This is a genomic window from Sorangium sp. So ce590 (genome assembly GCF_051521365.1).
Classification (GTDB): domain Bacteria; phylum Myxococcota_A; class Polyangia; order Polyangiales; family Polyangiaceae; genus Sorangium.
In genome coordinates, this window is the sequence record NZ_CP150346.1 from 368430 (window position 1) to 387276 (window position 18847).

The window sequence follows — 18847 nt, forward strand, 5'->3', positions numbered from 1 at the left end:
TCACTCCGCCGGGTAGATCTCGTGAACGAAGTCGTGCATCTCCTCGAGCTCCCGGTAGAGCCGGCCGAGCCCGTCGACCTGGGCGCGGAGGTCGAGCTCGACCTGCTTCGTGAGGATGACGAGCGAGCGCAGGTAGGCGAGCTTCGCGTCGCCGGCCGGGGTCTTCGCGACCTTCTCCTGGAGCTCTGCGAGGGACCCCTCGAACAGGCGTGAGAGGTTCTTCAGATCTCCGGCGCGCAGCATCGCCGAGACCGGCCCCGGCGCCTCCGCTGCAGGGCCGAGCTCGGCGAGCTCGTGCGCGCGCTCGGCGGGGTCGTCGATGCCCAGGATGTTCATGAGCCCCAGGCGGAGCGCGGCGATTTCGTGACAGGCCATATCGGTTCTCTCCTACCGGTCCTTCATTGCATGATGTCGTCGACGAGCCGCGCCACAAGCCGGTCGCCGAGCAGGTGCTCCTCCACGAGGTCCTCGGCGTCCTCCTCGCGGACGCCGCGGTACCACACCCCGTCGGGGTAGACGGCGACCGTCGGCCCCTCGCCGCAGCGGCCCATGCACGACGTCCTCGTCACGCGGATCTGCTGCTGCTGGCCGGCCTGCTTCAGGCGACGGCGCAGCGACTCGAGCAGCGCCAGGCTGCCGCGGTCCACGCAGTCGGCGTTGCCGCAGACGAGCACGTGCTTGCGCAGCGGGCGGTGGGCGTGCAGGTGGTTCGACGCCTGCGTGTGCGTCAGCGTGTGGCGCACGCTGTAGAGCATCGCCTTGAGCCCGCCGACCTCCTGGGCCAGCCCCGGCATGGCGGTGCGGTACATGCACGTGTCGCAGGGGAGGGGCGACTCGCCGGCGAGCGCCTGGCGCGCGCGCTCGTCGACGAGCCCGAAGAGCGCGCGCGACAGGCCGAGGTGGGGCGCGAGGGACGCGCGGATCCACGGGTACGTCGAGGCGAAGCGATCGACCTGCTCGGCGAGCTTCGTCATGAGCCGGCCGGCGAAGAGGAAGTAGGGGAGGACGACGACGCGCTCGGGCCGCTGGCGCGCGACGCGATCGAGCGTCTCCTCGACCGAGGGCCGCGTGATGCCGATGAAGGTCGGCTCGACGAGCTGGAGCCCGCGGCCCTCGCCGATGAGGCGCGCCATCTTGCAGAAATCGCCGTTCGCGTCCGGGTCGCTGGCCCCGCGCCCCACCACGACGAGCGCCGTCCGGGCCCGCGCCGCCGGGTCGTCCGGCAGCACGGACGCGGCGCGCTCGAACGCGAGCTCCGCGAGCGCCGGGTGCACGCCGAGGTGCCGCGCCGCCGAGAAGCGCACGCCCGGGTGCGCGGCCCGCGCCTGCTCGAGCGAAAGCGGGATGTCGTTCTTCACGTGACCCGCCGCGAACAGGAAGAGCGGCACGACCGCCACCCGGGACACCCGCGCCGCGAGCGCCGCGAGCGCGTCGGCGAGGTAGGGCGTCGCGAGCTCGATGTAGCCGTGCTGCACGACGATCCCGGGCCGCGAGGCGCGGTAGTCGGCCACGAGCGCCTCGAACTCGGCGTTCGACGCGGCGTCGCGGCTGCCGTGGCCGATCAGCAGGAGCCCGTCGTCATGCATGCGAGCGCCTCCTCCAGGGTGAGCGGAAGGCCCGCGTGGCCCCGCAGGGGGGACGGGCTCATCCGGGTCCAGAGCTCCGCGACCCAGGGCCGCCTGAGCCGCGCCCGCGCGAGGAGCTCCCCGCGCGCGAACACCTCCCGCGGCGGCCCGTCCGCGAGGACCTGTCCGTCGCCGAGCAGGATCGCCCGCGTCGCGAAGAGCGGCACGAGATCGACCGCGTGCGTCGCGGCGACCAGCGTGGTCCCCTGCTGCTCGGCGAGGGCGCGCAGCGTCCGGCAGAGGGAGAGCTCGCCCTCCGGGTCGAGGCCCGCGGTCGGCTCGTCGAGCAAGAGCACGCGCGGCCGCATCGCCAGCATCCCGGCGATGCACGCGCGCTTGCGCTCCCCGAAGCTCAGCGCCTCGATAGCGCGGCCCTCGAGGTGCGCGATCTGCACGGCGGAGAGCGCCGCCTCGGCGCGGCGCCGCGCCTCGGGCGCGGGCAGGCCGAGGTTCCTCGGGCCGAACAGGACGTCGTCGAGGAGCGTCGCGCCGAGCAGCTGGTCGTCCGGGTCCTGGAGCACGAGCGCGGCGCCCGCGGCCACGGCGTCCGAGGGCGAGCCCACGCGGCGGCCCGAGATCTCGACGCTGCCGCCGGGCGCAGGGAGGAGCCCGACGAGCGTCCGGAGCAGCGCGGTCTTGCCGGCGCCGTTGCCACCGAGCACCGCCACGGACTCGCCCTCGGCGACGTCGAGGCGCACGTCGCGCAGCGCGGGCTCGGCGCCGCGGTAGCCGATCCGGGGGGCGCGCAGGGCGATGGCGCTCATCCCGCCTCCCCGGCGGCGACGCTGAGCCCGAGCGCCGCGAGGGCGGCGGCGGCGAACGCGAGGTTCGCGGCGGGCGCGCTCGCCCGGCGGTCGGCGACGGGGAGCTCTCCCTTGTAGCCGCGGAGCTGCATCGCGAGGGCGGCGTGCTCGGAGCGCTCCAGGGTCCGGAGCGCCACGACGCCCGCGACGGCGCCGGCCGAGCGCGCGGCGGCGCGCGGGTGCGCGAACCCGCCGCGGAGCGCGGCGGCGCTCCACGCGCCGTCGGCCGCGCGCTGGAGCACGCCGGCGAAGCGCCGCGCGAGCGCGAGCAGCTCGACGAGGGCCGCGGGCGCGCCGAGCCCGGCGAGCGCCGACTCGATCTCGGCGGGCGCGGCGGCGCTGGCGAGCCACCGGAGCACCGCGGCCGCCGCGAGGACGCGCGCGGCGATGGCCGCGGCGCGGTCGGCCCCCTCGCGCGTGAGGGCGTCGAGCGGGAACGGCGCGCCCGCGAGGAGCGGCTCCCCCGGGGTGAGCGCGAGCGCGAGCGCGGCCGCGAGCCCCCCGAGCCACGCGGCGGGCGCGAACGCGCGGAGGACGGCGCCCGCCGTCACGCCCTGGAGGCGGAGGGCAGCGCACGCGACGACGAGCAGCGCGGCCGGCGTGAAGGGCGAGCGCGCGCCCGCGGCGACGCAGCACGCGGTCACGGCGGCCCCGAGGCGGAGCCGGGGATCCACGTCGCGGAGCCGCGCGGGGAGGTCAGTCGGCACGGAGGCCTTCAACGCCGGGCTTGCCGCCGGGATCGCCGGCGGGCTGACCGGCGCGCTCGACGAAGAGCACGCGCGAGAAGTAGCCCAGGGCGAAGCCGGAGAGGAGCCCCGCCCAGAGGAACGCGAAGAGCAGGAGATCGCCCTCGAAGCCCGCGAACAGCGGCCCCGTGTCGTGGCGCCCCGCGTCCTCGGCGACGCGGCGGATCACGGCCTCGTCGACCCCGTCCCAGGAGGCGTTGCCGCACGCGACGAGCCCGAGCGCGGCGGCGGCCGGGAGCGCGGCGGTGAGCCGGAGCGCCGCAGCGCGCGCGCGCCGTGCGAACGCGGGCAGCGCGCGCTGCGCGACCCGCCGTGTCACGACGCCCCCGCGGCGAGCGGGACGACCCGGAGCCGCTCCAGGATGTCGGGCCGCCGGGCGCGCAGGAAGACGAGCGCCCCCGCGGTCATGGCGCCCTCGAGGAGGCCGAGCGGCAGCTGGGTGGGGACGAAGGCGAGGGCGACGCCGGTGAACATGGACGTCACCGACCCTTCGCCCGCGAGCCCGAGCGCGAGCTCGAGCGCCGTGGTCGCGTACGTGGCCCAGTCCGAGATCACGCCGGCCAGGAACCCCGCGACCCAGAGGCTCGCGCCGCAGCGCTGCGCGAGCCGGAAGGCGAGGAACCCGGTGAACGCGCCCGCGATGCCCATGGACGCGACGTCGGCGCCGAGCGTGGTGAGCCCGCCGTGCGCGAGGAAGAGGGCCTGGATGAGGAGCGCCACAACGGTGACGAGGACGGCCATCCAGGGGCCGATGAGCACCGCGGCGAGCCCGGTGCCGCACGGGTGGGAGCAGGTCCCGGCGGTCGGCACCGGCACGGGCATGCACGAGATCGCGAAGACGGCGGCGGCGACGAGGCCGACGAACGGCTTGTAGAAGACGTCCTGCCGGGTGCGCTGCCGGAGCAGGTGGAGGGCGATCGCCACGAAGGGCAGGGCGAGCGCGTTCCAGACCGCGCACCAGCCGAGCGGCAGGACGCCTTCCGCGAGGTGCATGGCGGCCGCGGGCCGGGCCGCGAGGAGCGTCGCCAGGAACACGCAGGCGATGGACACGGCACGGCCGTGGGGACCGATTTCGGCGCTCCGGGTGAGATCCGCACCCGAACGCCACGAAGACGTGCGCAAGCTGCACCTCGTGGGGGGCTCGGGTAGGTCTCCCGGCTCATGGGTTCAGGGAGCTGTTCGAGCTCCCAGCGCTGCGTCCACCTTCCCAGGCCTGTTCATGAGGCCCAGTGGTCTTCGGAAGCAGCTCCCCACTCACGGTGGCGGTACCGCGCCGGTTTCGCACCGGCTTCCCTGTTATGCCCTGAGGGCACCCGAGGCGTGGATTGTCAGATGGATCTCGGTAGTCCCGTTTCGCGCTCGGCGTCAAGGACGTCGCGCCGCGATCGCGGGGGCGCTCGTCTCGCGGCGCAGCGCGGCGCGGCGAGCGGGCGGTCCTGGCGCTGCCGCGGCGTGCCGTGCGCTGTTGGCGCCGCCCTGTCGAGCCGACCGGCGGCGCCATACGGGATCGCGCCCTGTGCAATGGTGGAATCGGAGGCGAGGACGGGAAGGAGAAGGAGAAATTGACCGAGACGCACGAGGCAAAGCTTTCTCGAAAATGCTGCAAGCCTTGTGCTTCGGTAGTTAAAGTCTCTTTACTTGCTCGCCTCAGGGTCGCTGCTTACCCCGGCGTCCTGTCGGGGCGTGCGCCGCCCCATGCGCGCGGCGCAGGTTCTGGGCCCTCTCGCCTCGTGCGCGCGGCGCACGCTCCGGTGGTTTTCTCGCGGCAGTGTGCCTTGTTCGTCCTGGCTCTTTACTTATGAGCAGGTGTTCCGTGCCTGGCTCCCTTCGTCGCGGCGCCTGCCGTGAGGGGCCGGCGGGTTCTCGTGTACTCCTTTCCGAGAACGCGAAAATGGACTCCGCCGGAGGCTGTCTCCCGTGCACGGGTATGCCCGGCTCGAACGCGCATTCGCCGGAATGGGCGGCGTCTGCGCTGTGCGGTCGTCTGGCTGTCCTCGTGCCGGGCGCAATCCGCTCACCTGCGTGCATACGTTGCACTTTGTTATCGACAACCTGCCCTTGGGTGCCACACTCTGATCACCGCATGCGCACCGGCGCGGTTTCCCCCCCCGGCCCGGAGCGCGTGCGGGTTTTCTTGAGCACCGCGACGGACGTCCACCACGCCGCCGCGGTCCCCCTGCCGCGGTCATGTCTGGCCCCCCTCCAGCATGATGCGCGGTATTTTTTTGTCCTCCGGCGTGCGGCTCGGAGGCTCACTTTCCGGTGAACGCGGCCTGTGATTTCGCCAGGAAAGCTTTCATTCCGAGCTGCTGGTCGTCGCTGCCGAAGAGCGCGGCGAAGGCCTGGGCTTCCAGCTCGTTGGCGGCGGCGAGATCGAGGCTCTCGCCGCGCAGGATGACGCGCTTGGCGGCGGCGACGGCGAGCGGCCCGCGCGAGGCGATCTTGAGGGCGGTGTCGCGGGCGCGCGCGAGGAGCTCGGTCGCCGGGAAGACGGCGTTGACGAGCCCGATCGAGAGCGCCTGCTCGGCGGTGATCATGTCGCCTGAGTAGATGAGCTCGCGTGCGCGTCCGGGCCCGACCCGTCGCAGCAGCCGCTGGGTGCCGCCGAACCCTGGGATGACGCCCAGGTTCACCTCGGGCTGGCCGAGCTTGGCGCCCTCCGCGGCGTAGATGAAGTCGCAGGCGAGGGCGAGCTCGCAGCCGCCGCCCAGCGCGAAGCCGTTGACCGCGGCGATCACGGGGAACGGGGCGGTCTCGATGAGGTCGCCGAGGCGGTGGCCTGCGTCGGCGAACCGCTTCGCGGCGATGCTGTTCATGGCGGCCATCTCGGCGATATCGGCGCCGGCGACGAACGCCTTGCCGGCGCCGGTCAGCACCGCCGCGCGGATCTCGTCGCCCTCGGCGGGCGCGAGCAGATCGCGGAAGGCCGCGGTGAGCTCGCCGAGGACGGCGGGGTTCAGGGCGTTGAGCTTGTCCGGCCGCTGGATGGTCACGGTGGCGACGTGGCCCGCGCGCTCGACGGCGACGAACTGGAGCGTACCGCGAGCAGGGATCCCCGGCTGCTGTTCTTGAGCGGTCATGGGGTGGGGTTAGCAGCGCCCGGCGCCGGGGGGAAGCGCCTGCCTCGCGCCCCGGAAGGCGCCATTTCGTGCCTGCCTGGGCCTGCTATGTATTCATTGCGTTCCTGGACGCAGGCCGCGCGCGGTCATGGGGAATCGCGTAAACAGGCTGTCTCCTGAATCGCCAGAAATGTTCGCATCTCGCGGATGACGCGGCGTCCCTCCACCCCCGCCCCCGCCGTCTCTGTCGCGGCTCCCGCCTACACGGCCCTCCCCGTCTTCTGCCCCTTCTCGTCGTACACGTAGAACCCCCGCCCGCTCTTCTTCCCGTACCACCCCGCCGCCACGAGGTTCCGCAGCAGCGTGGGCGCCCGGTACTTCGAGTCCCCGAACTCCCGGTGCAGCACCTCCGCGATCGAGAGCACCGTGTCGAGCCCGATCAGGTCCGCGAGCTCCAGCGGCCCCATCGGGTGGTTCAGCCCGAGCCGCGCCCCCGCGTCGATGTCCTCCGGCGTCGACAGCCCCTCCTGGAGCGCGAAGCACGCCTCGTTCAGGAACGGGATCAGCATCCGGTTCACGATGAACCCGGGCTGGTCCTTCGAGGTGATCACCGTCTTGCCGAGGCCCACCGTGAGCGCCCGGACGGCCTCGTACGTCGCGTCCGACGTCTGCACCCCACGGATGAGCTCGACGAGCTTCATCAGCGGCACCGGGTTCATGAAGTGCATCCCGATGACCAGCTCAGGCCGGCCGGTCACCGCCGCGAGCCGCGTGATCGAGATCGACGACGTGTTCGACGCCAGGATCGCCCCCGCCGGCATCGCCGCGTCCGCGAGCTTGAAGATCCGGCTCTTCACGTCGAAGCTCTCGGTCACCGCCTCGACGGCCAGGTCGACCCCCGACAGGCCGGCGATGCCGTCCGCGACCGCGACGCGGCCGAGGAGCGCCTCCCGCGCCTCCGGGGCCATCTTCCCCTTCTCCACCTGCTTCGCGAGGATCGCGGCGATCTGAGCCTTGCCAGACTCCGCCACCGGCCTCGAGACGTCGCACAGGACCACCTCGAGGCCCGCGGCCGCGGCGACCTGGGCGATGCCTCGCCCCATCTGGCCCGCGCCGATCACCCCGAAGCGCTTGATCGTCGTAGCTTCCATGCCCGTGGTGGATACCCGAAGCCGAGGGCACGGTGAATCGTCCATGCAGACGGCCCGCCCGCTGGCCGTCCCCGCGGCAGAAGCGCGCGAAAGCTGCGCCCGCGCTTTTGCCGCGGGGGCGAGGATCCTTGAAACCGTGTCGTCCGCCCGGCTATCTTCGCCCGGCCGTGAACGGACCGGACCGAATTCGCGAGGTCCGCGGAGATACGATGAGCGTTGAGACGATTCGGATGGCCCTCGGGCGCCTGCAGGATGAGCCCGAGAACGAGGCAGCCTGGAACGAGCTCGCGGAGGCCGTGACTGCTCCGAACAACGGCGCGGGCGCGGGCGACGTCGAGCGTCTGCTCGGCGCGGCGCGCGGGCGGCACGAGGAGCGGCACGAGTGGCAGGCCGTCGCTCGCCTCCTCGAGCTGGAGATCGCGCTCGCCGCCGGCAGCCCCGTCGAGGGCGCGATGCAGGCGGAGCTCGCCCGCGTCTACCACGAGGAGCTCATCGACGTCGAACGCGCGACGGCCGCCTACAAGCGGCTGCTCGAGCTGCGCCCCGACGACGACGCCGCCACCGAGGCCCTCGAGACCGACGCCTCGAAGCGCGAGCGATGGCGCGACCTCGTGGACCGCTACATGGCCGAGGCCGAGGCCGCGACCGACGGCGCCTTCAAGAGCGCGCTCACCACGAGCGCCGCCGACATCGGCTACCGCTACGGCCGCGCCGAGCTCGGCGCGAAGGTCGGCGAGCTCATCGATCTCGCCCTCCAGCTCGACCCGAAGAACCGCCGGGCCGCCAACCTCGCCGAGATCGCCTTCGCCGCCGCGGGGGACTGGGACGCCGTCGTCCGCGTCCAGTCGCTCGTCAAGGCCGAGGCCGAGCGCAAGGAGGACCGCATCGCGGCGGGCGTCCGCGCGGCCCGCACCATCAAGGCCCACCTCGATGATCCGGCCCGCTCCATCGCGGCCTACGAGGAGGTGCTCGATCTCTCGCCCGGTCAGCCCGAGGCGCTCTCGTTCCTGGCCGAGGCGTACTCCGCCGCGGGCGACTGGGATCGCCTCGTCGCCCTCTACGAGGACCAGCTCCGCAGCGGCGGCGTGAAGCCGGGCGACGAGCTCGGCATGCTCGTGCAGATCGCCATGGTCCACTGGCGCATGCGCGCCCAGCCCCAGGCGGCCGAGCCCTACTTCGACCGCGTGCGGCGCGCCGACCCGGCGCACGCCGGGATGCTCAACTTCTACCGCGAGGTCCTGGAGCAGCGCGGCGACAAGCCGCGGCTCACGACCATCCTCACGGACGCGCAGCGCGCCGTGCCCGACGGCCCCGAGAAGCGCGCCCTCGCCACCGAGCTCGCGCGGCTCGCCGAGTCGCAGGAGAACGCCGCCAAGGCGATCGAGCAGTACAAGTCCGTGCTCCGGACCGATCCGGAGAACCGCCAGGCGCGCGACGCCCTGAAGCGCCTCTACCTCCAGACCGAGGGGTACAACGCCCTCGTCGAGCTCCACCGGCAGGACCTCGAGCGCACGCCCGTCGACGACGTCGCCGGCAGGGTCGCCGTGCTCCGCGAGATCGCCGGGATCTACCGCGACCGCGCCAAGAACGACGCGGCGCTCGTCACGGTCCTCACCCAGATCGTCCAGCTCGACGACAAGGACGTCGACGCCGTGCGGGAGCTCACCCGCATCTACGAGGCGCTCGGGCGCTGGCGCGACCTGCTCTCGTACCAGCAGCGCCTCGCCGAGCTGACCGAGAGCCGCGCCGAGAAGGCGGGGCTCTACCGCGCCGTCGCGCGGCGCTGGTTCGACCAGTTCTCGAACGTCCAGAACTCGATCGCGGCCTACGAGGCGCTGCTCACCGTCGAGTCGATCGACGAGGAGGCGCAGCAGAAGCTCCGCGAGCTCTACCTGAAGCGGCGCGCCTGGCCGCAGCTCTACTCGCTCTACGAGCGCAAGCTCGACAGCGCCGAGGGCGCCGCGAAGATCGAGCTCCTCGGCGAGATGGCCAAGCTCGCCGCCGAGCGGCTCGATCGCGGCGGGGACGCGATCACGCTGCAGAAGCGGATCCTCGAGCTCGACCCGAGCGCCCCCGGGGTGCTCGACGCGCTGGAGAAGCAGGCCGAGCGCGAGAAGGACTTCGCCACGGTCGCCGAGGTGCTCGAGCGGCGCGTCGACCTCGCGGCCGACGACGCGGCGCGGCTCGTCTCTCTGCAGAAGCTCGGGGCCGTGTACGCCGAGCGCCTCAAGGATCCGGCGCAGGCGGCGCGGACGTGGCGGCGCGTGCTCACGCTCTCGCCGGGGCACGCGCGCGCGCTCCGCGTCCTGCGCGACGCGTACTTCGTCGCGGGCGACTGGGACGGGCTCGAGGAGCTCTACGCCTCGCAGAACGACTGGGAGGGCCTCGTCGACTTCCTCTCGGGCGCCGCGGACAAGGCGACCGACCCGGCCACGAAGCTCGACATCTCCTTCCGCGCGGCGCGGATCTTCGAGGAGCAGCTCAAGGCGCCCGAGCGCGCGGCGCGCTCGTACGAGCGCGTGCTCAGCGTCTCGCCGAAGGACGCGCGCGCCGCGGCGGCGCTCGTGCCGATCTACGAGGACGAGGAGAAGTGGGCCCGGCTGCCGGCGCTCTACGAGATCCTCCTCGACGCGACGGAGGACACCGAGGCCCAGGTCGGCATGCTGCGCAAGCTCGCGGCGGCGACGGGCGGCCCGCTCTCGGACAAGCCGAGCGCGCTCGGCTACGCGCGCCGCGCCTACGAGCTCAAGCCCGACGAGGAGGGGCTCGACCTGCTCGAGGCCTGGTCGCGGGCGGCGGGCTCCTGGGGGCCGTTCGTCGAGGCGGTCGAGGGCCGGCTCCGGACGGCGACGGACCTCACGACCGACGTCCAGCGCACGCTCCGGCTGAAGCTCGCCGAGGTGTACGCGCGCGAGATGGGCAAGCTCGACGAGGCGGTGACCGTCTACCGCGGCCTCGTCGAGGACGACCCGTCCGACGACGACACGGTGCGGGCGCTCGACGCGCTCCTCCGCGCGAACGAGCGGCAGGCCGACCTCAGGTGGCTGTTCGATCTCAGGGCGAGCCAGGTCGAGGGCGAGGCGCGCGCCGAGATCCTCGAGGAGTGGGCGACGCTCGAGGAGGAGGTCTTCGGCGATCCGGCGAAGGCGATCGAGCTCTTGCGCAAGGTCATCGCGCTCACGCCCGGGCGCATCAACGCGCTGCGGGTGCTCTCGCGCCTCCTGAACGCCGCGGGCGAGTACGAGGCGGCGGCCGAGATCGTGGCCACGCACCGCGACGTCAGCGAGGGCGACGAGCGGGCGCGGCGCGAGATCGAGCTCGCGACGCTCTACCTGGACCGGCTGGATCGTCCGGCGGACGCGTTCGAGGCGGCGGTGCGCGCGCTCGAGCTGTCGGCGCACGACCCGGACGCGATCGCCGTGCTCTCGCGGCTCGTCGAGCGCCCCGAGACGCGCGTGCGCGCGGCCCGGGTGCTCGCCGTCGAGTACGCCGAGACGGGCAACCACCGGCGCGAGGCCATGGCCCTGCGGGTGATCCTCGAGGCGGAGCGAGACCCGGCGCGGCGCCGGGAGCTCTACCTCACGCTCGCGAACGTCGAGGAGACGAAGCTGCACGCGGCCGGGACGGCGTTCGACGCGCTGCTCCGGGCGCTGCACGAGTTCTCGGACGACATCGAGCTCTGGGACCGCGCCGCGGAGCTGTCGCGCCGCGCCGGCCGGCCGACCGACCTCGCGGAGGCCTACCGCGTGCACCTCGTCGCGGGGCGCACCGAGGGCGACAAGGTGCTCGGGAGCGCCGTGGAGGTCGAGCTCTGCGAGCGCGCGGCGAGCCTGCACGACGAGCAGCTCGGCGATCCGGAGGGCGCGAAGCCCTACCTGGAGCGGGTGCTGAGCCTCGACCCGAACAGCCACCGCGCCTTCGAGCGGCTGAAGCAGATCCTGACGGCGGCCGAGCGCTGGGGCGAGCTCGAGGAGCTCTACGACCGCGCCGCGAAGGGCACGACCGATCAGAGCGAGCGCATCGAGCTGCTCAACGAGGTCGCGCTGATCGCCGAGGAGATCATCGGCGATGCCGCCAAGGCGATCGGCTACTACGAGCGCATCCTCGAGCTCGATCCGTTCTACACGGCGGCGCTCGACTCGCTGGAGAAGCTCTACGAGCGCGAGGGGCGCTTCCGCGACCTCGCGGCGCTCCTCGAGCAGCGCCTGAAGACGGCGACCGAGGCCGAGAGCGTGGAGATCAAGCTGTCGCTCGGCAGCATCTACCTCGACCGGCTGCACGAGCCGGACGGGTCGCTCGGGCACCTCGAGGACGTGCTCCGGATCCGCCAGAACGACCCGAAGGCGCGCGAGCTTGTCGAGCGGCTGCTCGACATCGGGGCGCTCCGGCTCCGGGCGGCGCGCGTGCTCGAGGCGGTGTACGAGGCGCGGGACGAGATCCGGCAGCTCGTGCGGGTCCTCGAGATCCGGCGCCAGGGCGCGGAGACCGAGTCCGAGCGGCGCGAGCTGCTCCGCCGCGTCAGCGTGCTCCAGGACGAGCGGCTCAAGGACGACGCGGGCGCGTTCGCCAGCCTGTCGGAGCTGCTGCCGCTCGAGCCGGAGGACCTCGCGGCGCGCGAGCGGCTCATCGAGATCGGCCGGCGCCTCGGCGAGCACGAGCAGGTCGCCGAGGTGCTCACGGCGGCCGCGGACGCGTGCGGGACGGCCTCGATCCGCGGCGAAATCCTGATGGAAGTCGCGAGGATCTGCGAGGACCTCCTCGGCGACGCCGACCGGGCCGAGAAGGTCTACCGGCGCGTGCTCTCCATCGATCCGACCGATCCGTCGCTGGTCATCCCGGCGGCGCAGGCGCTCGGCCGCATCTACGCGGCGAAGGAGGAGCACCAGGCGCTCGCGGGCGTGCTCGCGATCGAGGTGCGCCTCGAGGAGGACGTCGAGACGCGGCGGTCGCTCTACGAGCGCATCGGCACGCTGTACGAGACGGTGCTGGACGACCCGGCCAAGGCGATCGAGGCCTGGCAGGCGCGGCTCGGCGACGACAGCGCCGACACGGCGGCGCTCGCGGCGCTGGAGCGGCTCTACGAGCGGACCTCGCAGTGGCGGGAGCTCGTCTCCGTGCTCCGGGCGCGGGAGCAGGCGACCACCGACCCGGAGGAGCGGCGGCGCGCGATGACCAAGGCGGCCGAGACGCTCGCGCAGCGGCTCGCCGACGTGCCCGAGGCGATCAACGCGTGGCGCGCGGTGCTCGACGAGTTCGGGCCCGAGCGCCCGACGCTCGCGGCCCTCGAGGCGCTCTACGACCTCGACGAGCGCTGGGTCGACCTCGCCGACACGCTGGAGACGGACCTGTCGCTCGCGGTGGAGACGCCCGCCCGGCTCGATCTGCTGGCGCGGCTCGGCGACGTGCGGCGGCTGCACCAGGCCGACGCGACGGGGGCGCTCGAGGCGTACCGCCAGGCGCTCTCGCTCGATCCGTCGAACGCGCGCTGCCGCGCGGCGCTCGAGGCGATGCTCGAGCGGGACGACGCGCGGCGGGACGCGGCCGAGACGCTCGAGCCGCTCTACGAGGCGGACGGCGACGCCGAGCGCCTCCTCCGGGTCCTGGAGATCAAGGTCGAGACCTCGGATCTCCCGGGCGAGCGGCTCGCCACCCTGCAGAAGGCGCTCCGCACCGCGGAGGGGCCGCTCGGCGACACGTCGCGGGCGTTCGGCTACGCGCTCCGCGGCGTGCGGGAGGCGGCCGGCGAGCCCGACGTGACGACCTGGATCGAGACGGTCGAGCGGCTGGGCGAGGCCACCGGACGCTGGTCCGAGGTGTGCGCGCTGTTCCAGGGCATCGCGCCGGACATCCTCGACGGCGACGTGCAGCAGGACGTCCGGCTCCGGGTCGGCGAGCTCGCGCGGCACAAGCTCGACGACCGCGAGCTCGCGGTCGAGCAGTACAAGAAGGCGCTCGAGGCCCGCGGCGACGACCGGCGGGCGATGATCGCGCTGGAGGAGCTCTACGGCGAGGCGAACGACGCCGGGCGGCTGCTCGAGATCCTGAAGCTCCGGGTCGAGCACGCCGAGAGCGACGAGGAGAAGACGGGGCTGCTCTTCCGGATCGCCGAGCTCGAGCGGGGCCCGCTCGAGGACCAGGCCAGCGCGATCGCGACCTACGAGACGATCCTCGACATCGCGCTGCACCCGGACGCGCTCGCGGCGCTGGACAGCCTCTACCGCGCGGCGGGGCGCTTCCAGGACCTCATCCGGCTCTACGAGCGGCAGCTCGACGTGCGCGCCGGCGATCTCGCCGAGCTGCACGTCAAGATCGCGCTCGTCGCGCACCGCCACACCGAGGACCTGCAGCGCGCGTTCGACGAGCTCTCCGAGGCGCTGCTCATCGATCCGGCGCACGAGGGCGCCGTGTCGCTCCTCGAGGCGATCCTCGAGGGCTCGGCCGAGGCCGAGCACCGGGCGCGCGCCGGCGAGATGCTCGAGCCGGTGTACCTGCGCCGGGCGGACTGGAACCGGGTGAAGATCGCGCTCGATGCGCGCCTCGCCGCGAGCCAGGACCCGGTCGAGCGCCGCGACCTCCTGCAGCGGCTCGCGACCTTGCACGAGGAGCAGCTCGAGGACTACCGCGCGGCCCTGGAGACGGTGGCGAAGCTCCTCCACGAGGATCTCACCGACGAGGGGGTCTGGGCGGAGCTCGAGCGGCTCGCGAAGGTGGCGAGCGCCGAGCGGCGGCTCGCCGAGATCTACGCGGCGGAGCTCGGCGAGCTCACCTCGGACGACGCGTCGAGCGCGAAGCTCAGCCGGCGCACCGGCGAGCTCTACGCCGAGCTCGGCGACGTGACCGACGCGCTGAAGTGGTACCGGCGCGCGCACGAGTTCGAGCCGGACTCGCGCGAGCTGTTCGACGCGATCGACGGGCTGCTCATCAAGGAAGGGCGCCACGCCGAGCGCATCCAGCTCTACCGCGCCGCGCTCGACTACCGGAAGGACGAGGACCGGCTCGACGCCCTCCACACGATCGCGCGCCTCGAGCGGACGGAGCTCCGCGAGCCCGCGCTCGCGATCGAGACCTACCGCGCGGCGCTCGACGTCGACGAGGACGACGCCCGGTCGCTCGACGCGCTGACCGAGCTCTACCGCGAGCTCGATCGGCCGCGCGATCTCGCCGATCTCTACCTGCGCCGGGCCGAGGCCGCCCCGAACGGCGAGCGCGCGGCGCCCTACCGGCTCGCGCTCGCGGAGCTCCTGCGCACGCGCCTCGACGACACCGCGGGCGCGATCGATCAGCTCGAGGCGATCGTCGGCGAGGTGCCCTCGCACGCCGAGGCGATCCGGGCGCTCGAGGCGCTCATCCAGGACCTGCAGCACAAGGCGCGGGTCGTCGAGATCCTCCGGCCGCTCTACGAGGGGGCGGACGACTGGCGGCAGCTCATCCGGCTCAACGAGGAGCGGTTCGGCCTCGCCTCGGACGCCCGCGAGAAGGTCGCTGTGCTGCGCGAGACGGCGAAGCTCTGGGAGGCGCGGGGCAGCGACGAGCTGCGCGCCTTCGACGCGATCCGGACGGCGTTCAGCCTCGATCCGGACGACGGCGAGACGCGCGGCGAGCTCGAGCGGCTCGCCGAGCAGCTCGGCGCCTGGGAGGAGCTCGCGGAGAGCGTCGAGCAGGGCGTGACCATCACGTCCGACGAGCTCACGAAGCGCGAGCTGCTCTCGTCGCTGGCCAGGGTCTACGACACGCGCGTGGACGACCCGCGCCGGGCGCTCCGCGCCTACGCGCGCCTGTCCGCGCTCGACCCGAGCGACCCCGAGCCGCTCGAGCAGATGGACACGCTGGCCGTGCTGCTCAGCGACTGGGACACGCTCATCGCCGTCCTCGAGAAGAAGAGTGAGATGGCGTCGGACGAGGACAACGCCTCGATCTGCCGGCGCATCGCCGAGACAAAGCTCGAGATGCTCGAGGACACGGAGGGCGCCATCCAGGCGTACGAGCGGGCGCTCGAGCTCGACCCCGAGAGCGCGATGACGATCGACGCGCTGATCGAGCTGCACGAGCCCCGCGGCGCCGCGAGCCGGCTGGTGGAGCTCTACGGCCGCCGCGTCGAGCTCGCGGGCCCCGACGAGGAGGAGCTGCGCTACGACCTCAACGTGCGCGCCGCCGAGCGCTACGACAGGGACCTCGCGAGCCCGCGCGACGCGATCACCGCGCTCAACGCGGCGCTCGACGCGAAGCCGGGCGATCCGGCGGTGCTCACCTCGCTGGAGCGGCTCTACCGGGCCGAGCGGATGTGGGACGAGCTCCTGTCGAACCTGATGCTCCAGGCGAGCGCCGCCACGGAGCGGGACGCGCGCATCAAGCTCCGGACGGCGATCGGCGATCTCTACGCGCGGGAGCTCGAGAGCCCGAGCGACGCGATCGAGCAGTACCGGCTCGTCCTCGACGAGGATCAGGCGAACGATCACGCGATCCGGGCGGTCCGCGCCATCGGCGAGGGCCGCGAGGAGCTGCGCCTCGACGCCGCCCAGGTGCTCGAGCCCGTCCTCCGCGCGGCCGGGCGCCACGAGGAGCTCGCGGCCGCGCTCGAGCTGCGCCTGCGCGCGCAGACCGAGCCGACCGACCGGGCCGAGACGCTCCGGGCGATCGCGGTGGTGCAGGACGTGCAGCTCGGGCGGCCGCTCGAGGCGGAGGAGGCGCTGCTCCGCGCCCTGGAGGACGCGCCGGACGACGCGTCGCTGCACGGCGAGATCGAGCGGCTCGCGGAGCGCACGGGCGGCTTCGGCCGCTACTGCGACGCGCTCGCGCAGCGGGCCTCGGCGACCTTCGACGCGACGATCGCGAAGGACCTGTTCCTCCGGATCGGCCGCATCGCCGAGGACAAGCTCAAGGACGACCGGCGCAGCGCCCAGGCCTACGCCAAGGCCGTCGAGCACGCCGGCGACACGCCGGAGCTCCTCGAGGCGCTCGATCGGCTCTACGGCCGCCTCGGCGACGAGAAGGCGCTCGCGGACGTGCTCGAGCGCCGCGTCGCGGTGACGAGCGGCGATCGCGACCAGGCCGATCTCTTCTACCGGCTCGCGGTGATCCAGATCGAGTCGTTCGGCGACAAGCCCCAGGGCCTGAACACCCTGCGGCAGGCGCTCGATCGCGCGGTCGATCACGAGCGGGCGAGCGCGGCGATCGAGGCGCTCACCGAGGATCCCACGCTCTTCGACGAGGCGGCCGAGGCGCTCGAGGGCGTCTACCGCACGCGGGGCGACAACGCCGCGCTGGCGCGCCTCTACGAGAAGCGCATCCGCTTCGCGCCGACCGGCGTGGAGCGGATCCGGATGCGCCTCGACCTGGCCAAGGTGCTCGAGGTGCGCTCCAACGACCCGCGGGCGGCCCTGGAGACCCTCGAGAAGGCGCTCGCCGACGACCCGTCGGACCCGGACGTGCTCGGCGAGATCGAGCGCCTCGCCCCGCTGACGGGCGGCTGGGCGAGCGCCGCCTCCGCGCTGGAGCGGGCGGTGCGGGCCGGGGACGATCTCGACGGCGACACGGCGCGCGACCTCTGGATGCGCATCGCCGAGTGGCAGAAGAACAAGGTGGGCGACCCGAAGGCCGCCGAGGCCGCGTACGAGGCGGCGCTCACGCACGATCCCACGAGCGAGCACATCCTGCGGTCGATCGAGGAGCTGCAGCGGGCCCCCGGGCGCGAGCGCGATCTCATCGGCACGCTCCGCCGGATCGCGGCCCTCGACGGCATGGAGGGGACCGCGGGCGAGCTCCGCCGCGAGGCGAAGCAGCTGGCGGAGCGCGCGCTGGGCGACCGGGAGCTCGTCGAGGCGATCCTGCGCGAGATGATCGCGGCGGACGAGGGGGACACCTGGGCGCTCGCCGAGCTCACGAAGGTGCGGGAGGAGGCGGGCGACCCCAAGGAGGTCTTCCGGCTGCTCGTGCGCCAGTCCGAGCTCTACGCCGAGGCCGATCGCATCCGCGACGCGCGGCACGCCGCCGCGGCGGTCGCGCGCGAGAAGCTCGGGGACGACGCGGCGGCGATCGATCTCTACGAGACGCTCTTCGAGGCGGAGCCGGGCGACGCGCGCGCGGCGACCGCGCTGCGCGAGCTCTACGCGAAGGCCGGCAAGCACAAGGAGCTGCTCTCGCTGCTCGAGCGGCTCACCGACCTGGCCGAGTCCCCCGAGGCCCGCTCGGCGCTGCGGCTCGAGAGCGCCGAGATCTGCCTCTCGCGGCTCGACGCCGTGAGCGAGGCGACCGAGCACCTGCGCGCGGTCCTCGACGAGCAGCCCGACAACGAGAAGGCGACGGTCCTGCTCGCGCAGCTGCTCGAGAAGACCGGCCGCGATCAGGAGCTGTCGGATCTGTTCGTCACGCAGATCGAGCGCGCGAAGGACCGCGGCGACGTCGCGGCGGAGCTGTCGTACAGCGTCCGCCTCGGCGAGGTCTACGAGACCCGGCTGAACGACACGGCGCGGGCGATCGAGACCTACCGCGCGGTCCTCGAGCGCGAGCCGCGCCACGCCGGCGCGCTGCTCGCGCTGGCCCGCCTGCACGAGCAGCGCGGGGAGAAGGCCGAGGCGGCGCAGCGGCTCGAGGTGATCCTCGAGGACGCCCGCGCCGCGGAGGCGGTGAGCACGGCGCTGCGGCTCGCGGATCTGCACCGGTCCCTCGGCGACGAGGGCGCGGTCCGGCGCGTGCTCGAGCGGGGCCTCGCGGCGGACGCGTCGGCGCAGGACATCAGGAAGCAGCTCCTCGCCCTCTACGAGAAGCAGCAGGCCTTCACCGAGCTCGCCGATCTCATCACCGGCGACGCGGAGACGGCCGGGCAGCCGGCCGAGAAGGTGGCGCTCTACCGCAAGGCGGCCGGCATCCACCTGACGAAGCGGAGCGATCCCGGCCGCGCCGCGGACCTCCTGGTCAAGGCGACCGAGCTCGTGCCGGGCGATCGCGAGCTCCTGCTCGCGCTGTGCGACGCGTACAGCGCCTCGGGCCGCGGCCAGAAGGCCGCCGAGGCGCTGCAGCAGATCGTCGAGTCCTACGGCGGCCGCCGCTCGAAGGATCTCGCCGCGATCCACCACCGCCTCGCCAAGGCCTACCTGGCCGAGGGGCAGCGGGAGCGGGCGCTCACCGAGCTCGACGTCGCCTTCAAGATCGACCCGGGCTCGATCGCCATCCTCCGCGACCTCGGCGTGCTGGCGCTGGAGCTGTCGGAGTCGGGCGACGACGCGGCGAGGACGGCGCACATCGACCGCGCGCAGAAGACCTTCCGCGCGCTGCTCCTCCAGAAGCTCGACGAGGGCGCGCCGATCAGCAAGGGCGAGGTCTTCTATTACCTCGGCCTGATCAGCCACCGTCAGAACGACGACAAGAAGGCGATCCAGATGCTGGAGCGCGCGCTCGACAACGCGCGCGACTTCGCCCCGGCGAAGGAGCTCCTGGCGCAGCTCAAGAAGTGACGTAATCTCGCCG

General features: G+C 73.3%; 9 protein-coding genes and 1 riboswitch. Of the genes, 1 reads left to right on the forward strand and 8 read right to left on the reverse strand.

All coding sequences use genetic code 11. The annotated features are described in order from the left end of the window. From WMF28_RS01390 to WMF28_RS01425, 8 genes are all read right to left on the reverse strand, one after another. Complete coding sequence (locus tag WMF28_RS01390) at positions 1-375, reverse strand: DUF3209 family protein (RefSeq protein WP_437600193.1); 375 nt, start codon at positions 373-375, stop codon at positions 1-3. Between the two features lie 23 nt (positions 376-398). Beyond that, positions 399-1586 (reverse strand): CbiX/SirB N-terminal domain-containing protein, encoded by a 1188-nt coding sequence (locus WMF28_RS01395; RefSeq protein ID WP_437600194.1) that lies wholly within the window; start codon positions 1584-1586, stop codon positions 399-401. After that, a complete protein-coding gene (locus tag WMF28_RS01400; protein ID WP_437600196.1) occupies positions 1562-2389 on the reverse strand; it encodes an energy-coupling factor ABC transporter ATP-binding protein in 828 nt (275 codons plus the stop codon). Before WMF28_RS01400 ends, WMF28_RS01395 begins: the two co-directional genes overlap by 25 nt. Then, a complete protein-coding gene (locus WMF28_RS01405) occupies positions 2386-3135 on the reverse strand; it encodes a CbiQ family ECF transporter T component (protein WP_437600197.1) in 750 nt (249 codons plus the stop codon). The genes WMF28_RS01400 and WMF28_RS01405 overlap by 4 nt, the downstream gene beginning before the upstream one ends. After that, positions 3125-3493 (reverse strand): hypothetical protein, encoded by a 369-nt coding sequence (locus WMF28_RS01410; RefSeq protein ID WP_437600198.1) that lies wholly within the window; start codon positions 3491-3493, stop codon positions 3125-3127. The genes WMF28_RS01405 and WMF28_RS01410 overlap by 11 nt, the downstream gene beginning before the upstream one ends. Further along, the gene (locus tag WMF28_RS01415; RefSeq protein ID WP_437600199.1) at positions 3490-4224 is read right to left on the reverse strand and encodes an energy-coupling factor ABC transporter permease; all 735 of its coding nucleotides are present in this window, start codon (positions 4222-4224) and stop codon (positions 3490-3492) included. Before WMF28_RS01415 ends, WMF28_RS01410 begins: the two co-directional genes overlap by 4 nt. A 77-nt stretch (positions 4225-4301) precedes the next feature. Continuing rightward, positions 4302-4506: riboswitch (cobalamin riboswitch) on the reverse strand. Positions 4507-5426: 920 nt separating this feature from the next. After that, positions 5427-6254, reverse strand: coding sequence for an enoyl-CoA hydratase/isomerase family protein (locus WMF28_RS01420; RefSeq protein ID WP_437600200.1), 828 nt, complete (start codon positions 6252-6254; stop codon positions 5427-5429). A 239-nt stretch (positions 6255-6493) separates the two neighbouring features. Next, entirely contained in the window at positions 6494-7384 is an 891-nt protein-coding gene (locus WMF28_RS01425; protein WP_437600201.1) for a 3-hydroxyacyl-CoA dehydrogenase family protein, read from the reverse strand. A 209-nt stretch (positions 7385-7593) separates the two neighbouring features. Between WMF28_RS01425 and WMF28_RS01430 the strand changes: the two genes are divergently transcribed. Next, a complete protein-coding gene (locus WMF28_RS01430; RefSeq protein WP_437600202.1) occupies positions 7594-18834 on the forward strand; it encodes a tetratricopeptide repeat protein in 11241 nt (3746 codons plus the stop codon). The last annotated feature ends 13 nt before the right edge of the window (positions 18835-18847 follow it).

What these genes read in the sequence shown, in the direction of transcription:
- WMF28_RS01400 (WP_437600196.1), bottom strand. Translation starts at nt 2,389, where the DNA reads ATGAGCGCCATCGCCCTGCGCGCCCCCCGGATCGGCTACCGCGGCGCC.
- WMF28_RS01395 (WP_437600194.1), bottom strand. Translation starts at nt 1,586, where the DNA reads ATGCATGACGACGGGCTCCTGCTGATCGGCCACGGCAGCCGCGACGCC.
- WMF28_RS01425 (WP_437600201.1), bottom strand. Translation starts at nt 7,384, where the DNA reads ATGGAAGCTACGACGATCAAGCGCTTCGGGGTGATCGGCGCGGGCCAG.
- WMF28_RS01390 (WP_437600193.1), bottom strand. Translation starts at nt 375, where the DNA reads ATGGCCTGTCACGAAATCGCCGCGCTCCGCCTGGGGCTCATGAACATC.
- WMF28_RS01430 (WP_437600202.1), top strand. Translation starts at nt 7,594, where the DNA reads ATGAGCGTTGAGACGATTCGGATGGCCCTCGGGCGCCTGCAGGATGAG.
- WMF28_RS01420 (WP_437600200.1), bottom strand. Translation starts at nt 6,254, where the DNA reads ATGACCGCTCAAGAACAGCAGCCGGGGATCCCTGCTCGCGGTACGCTC.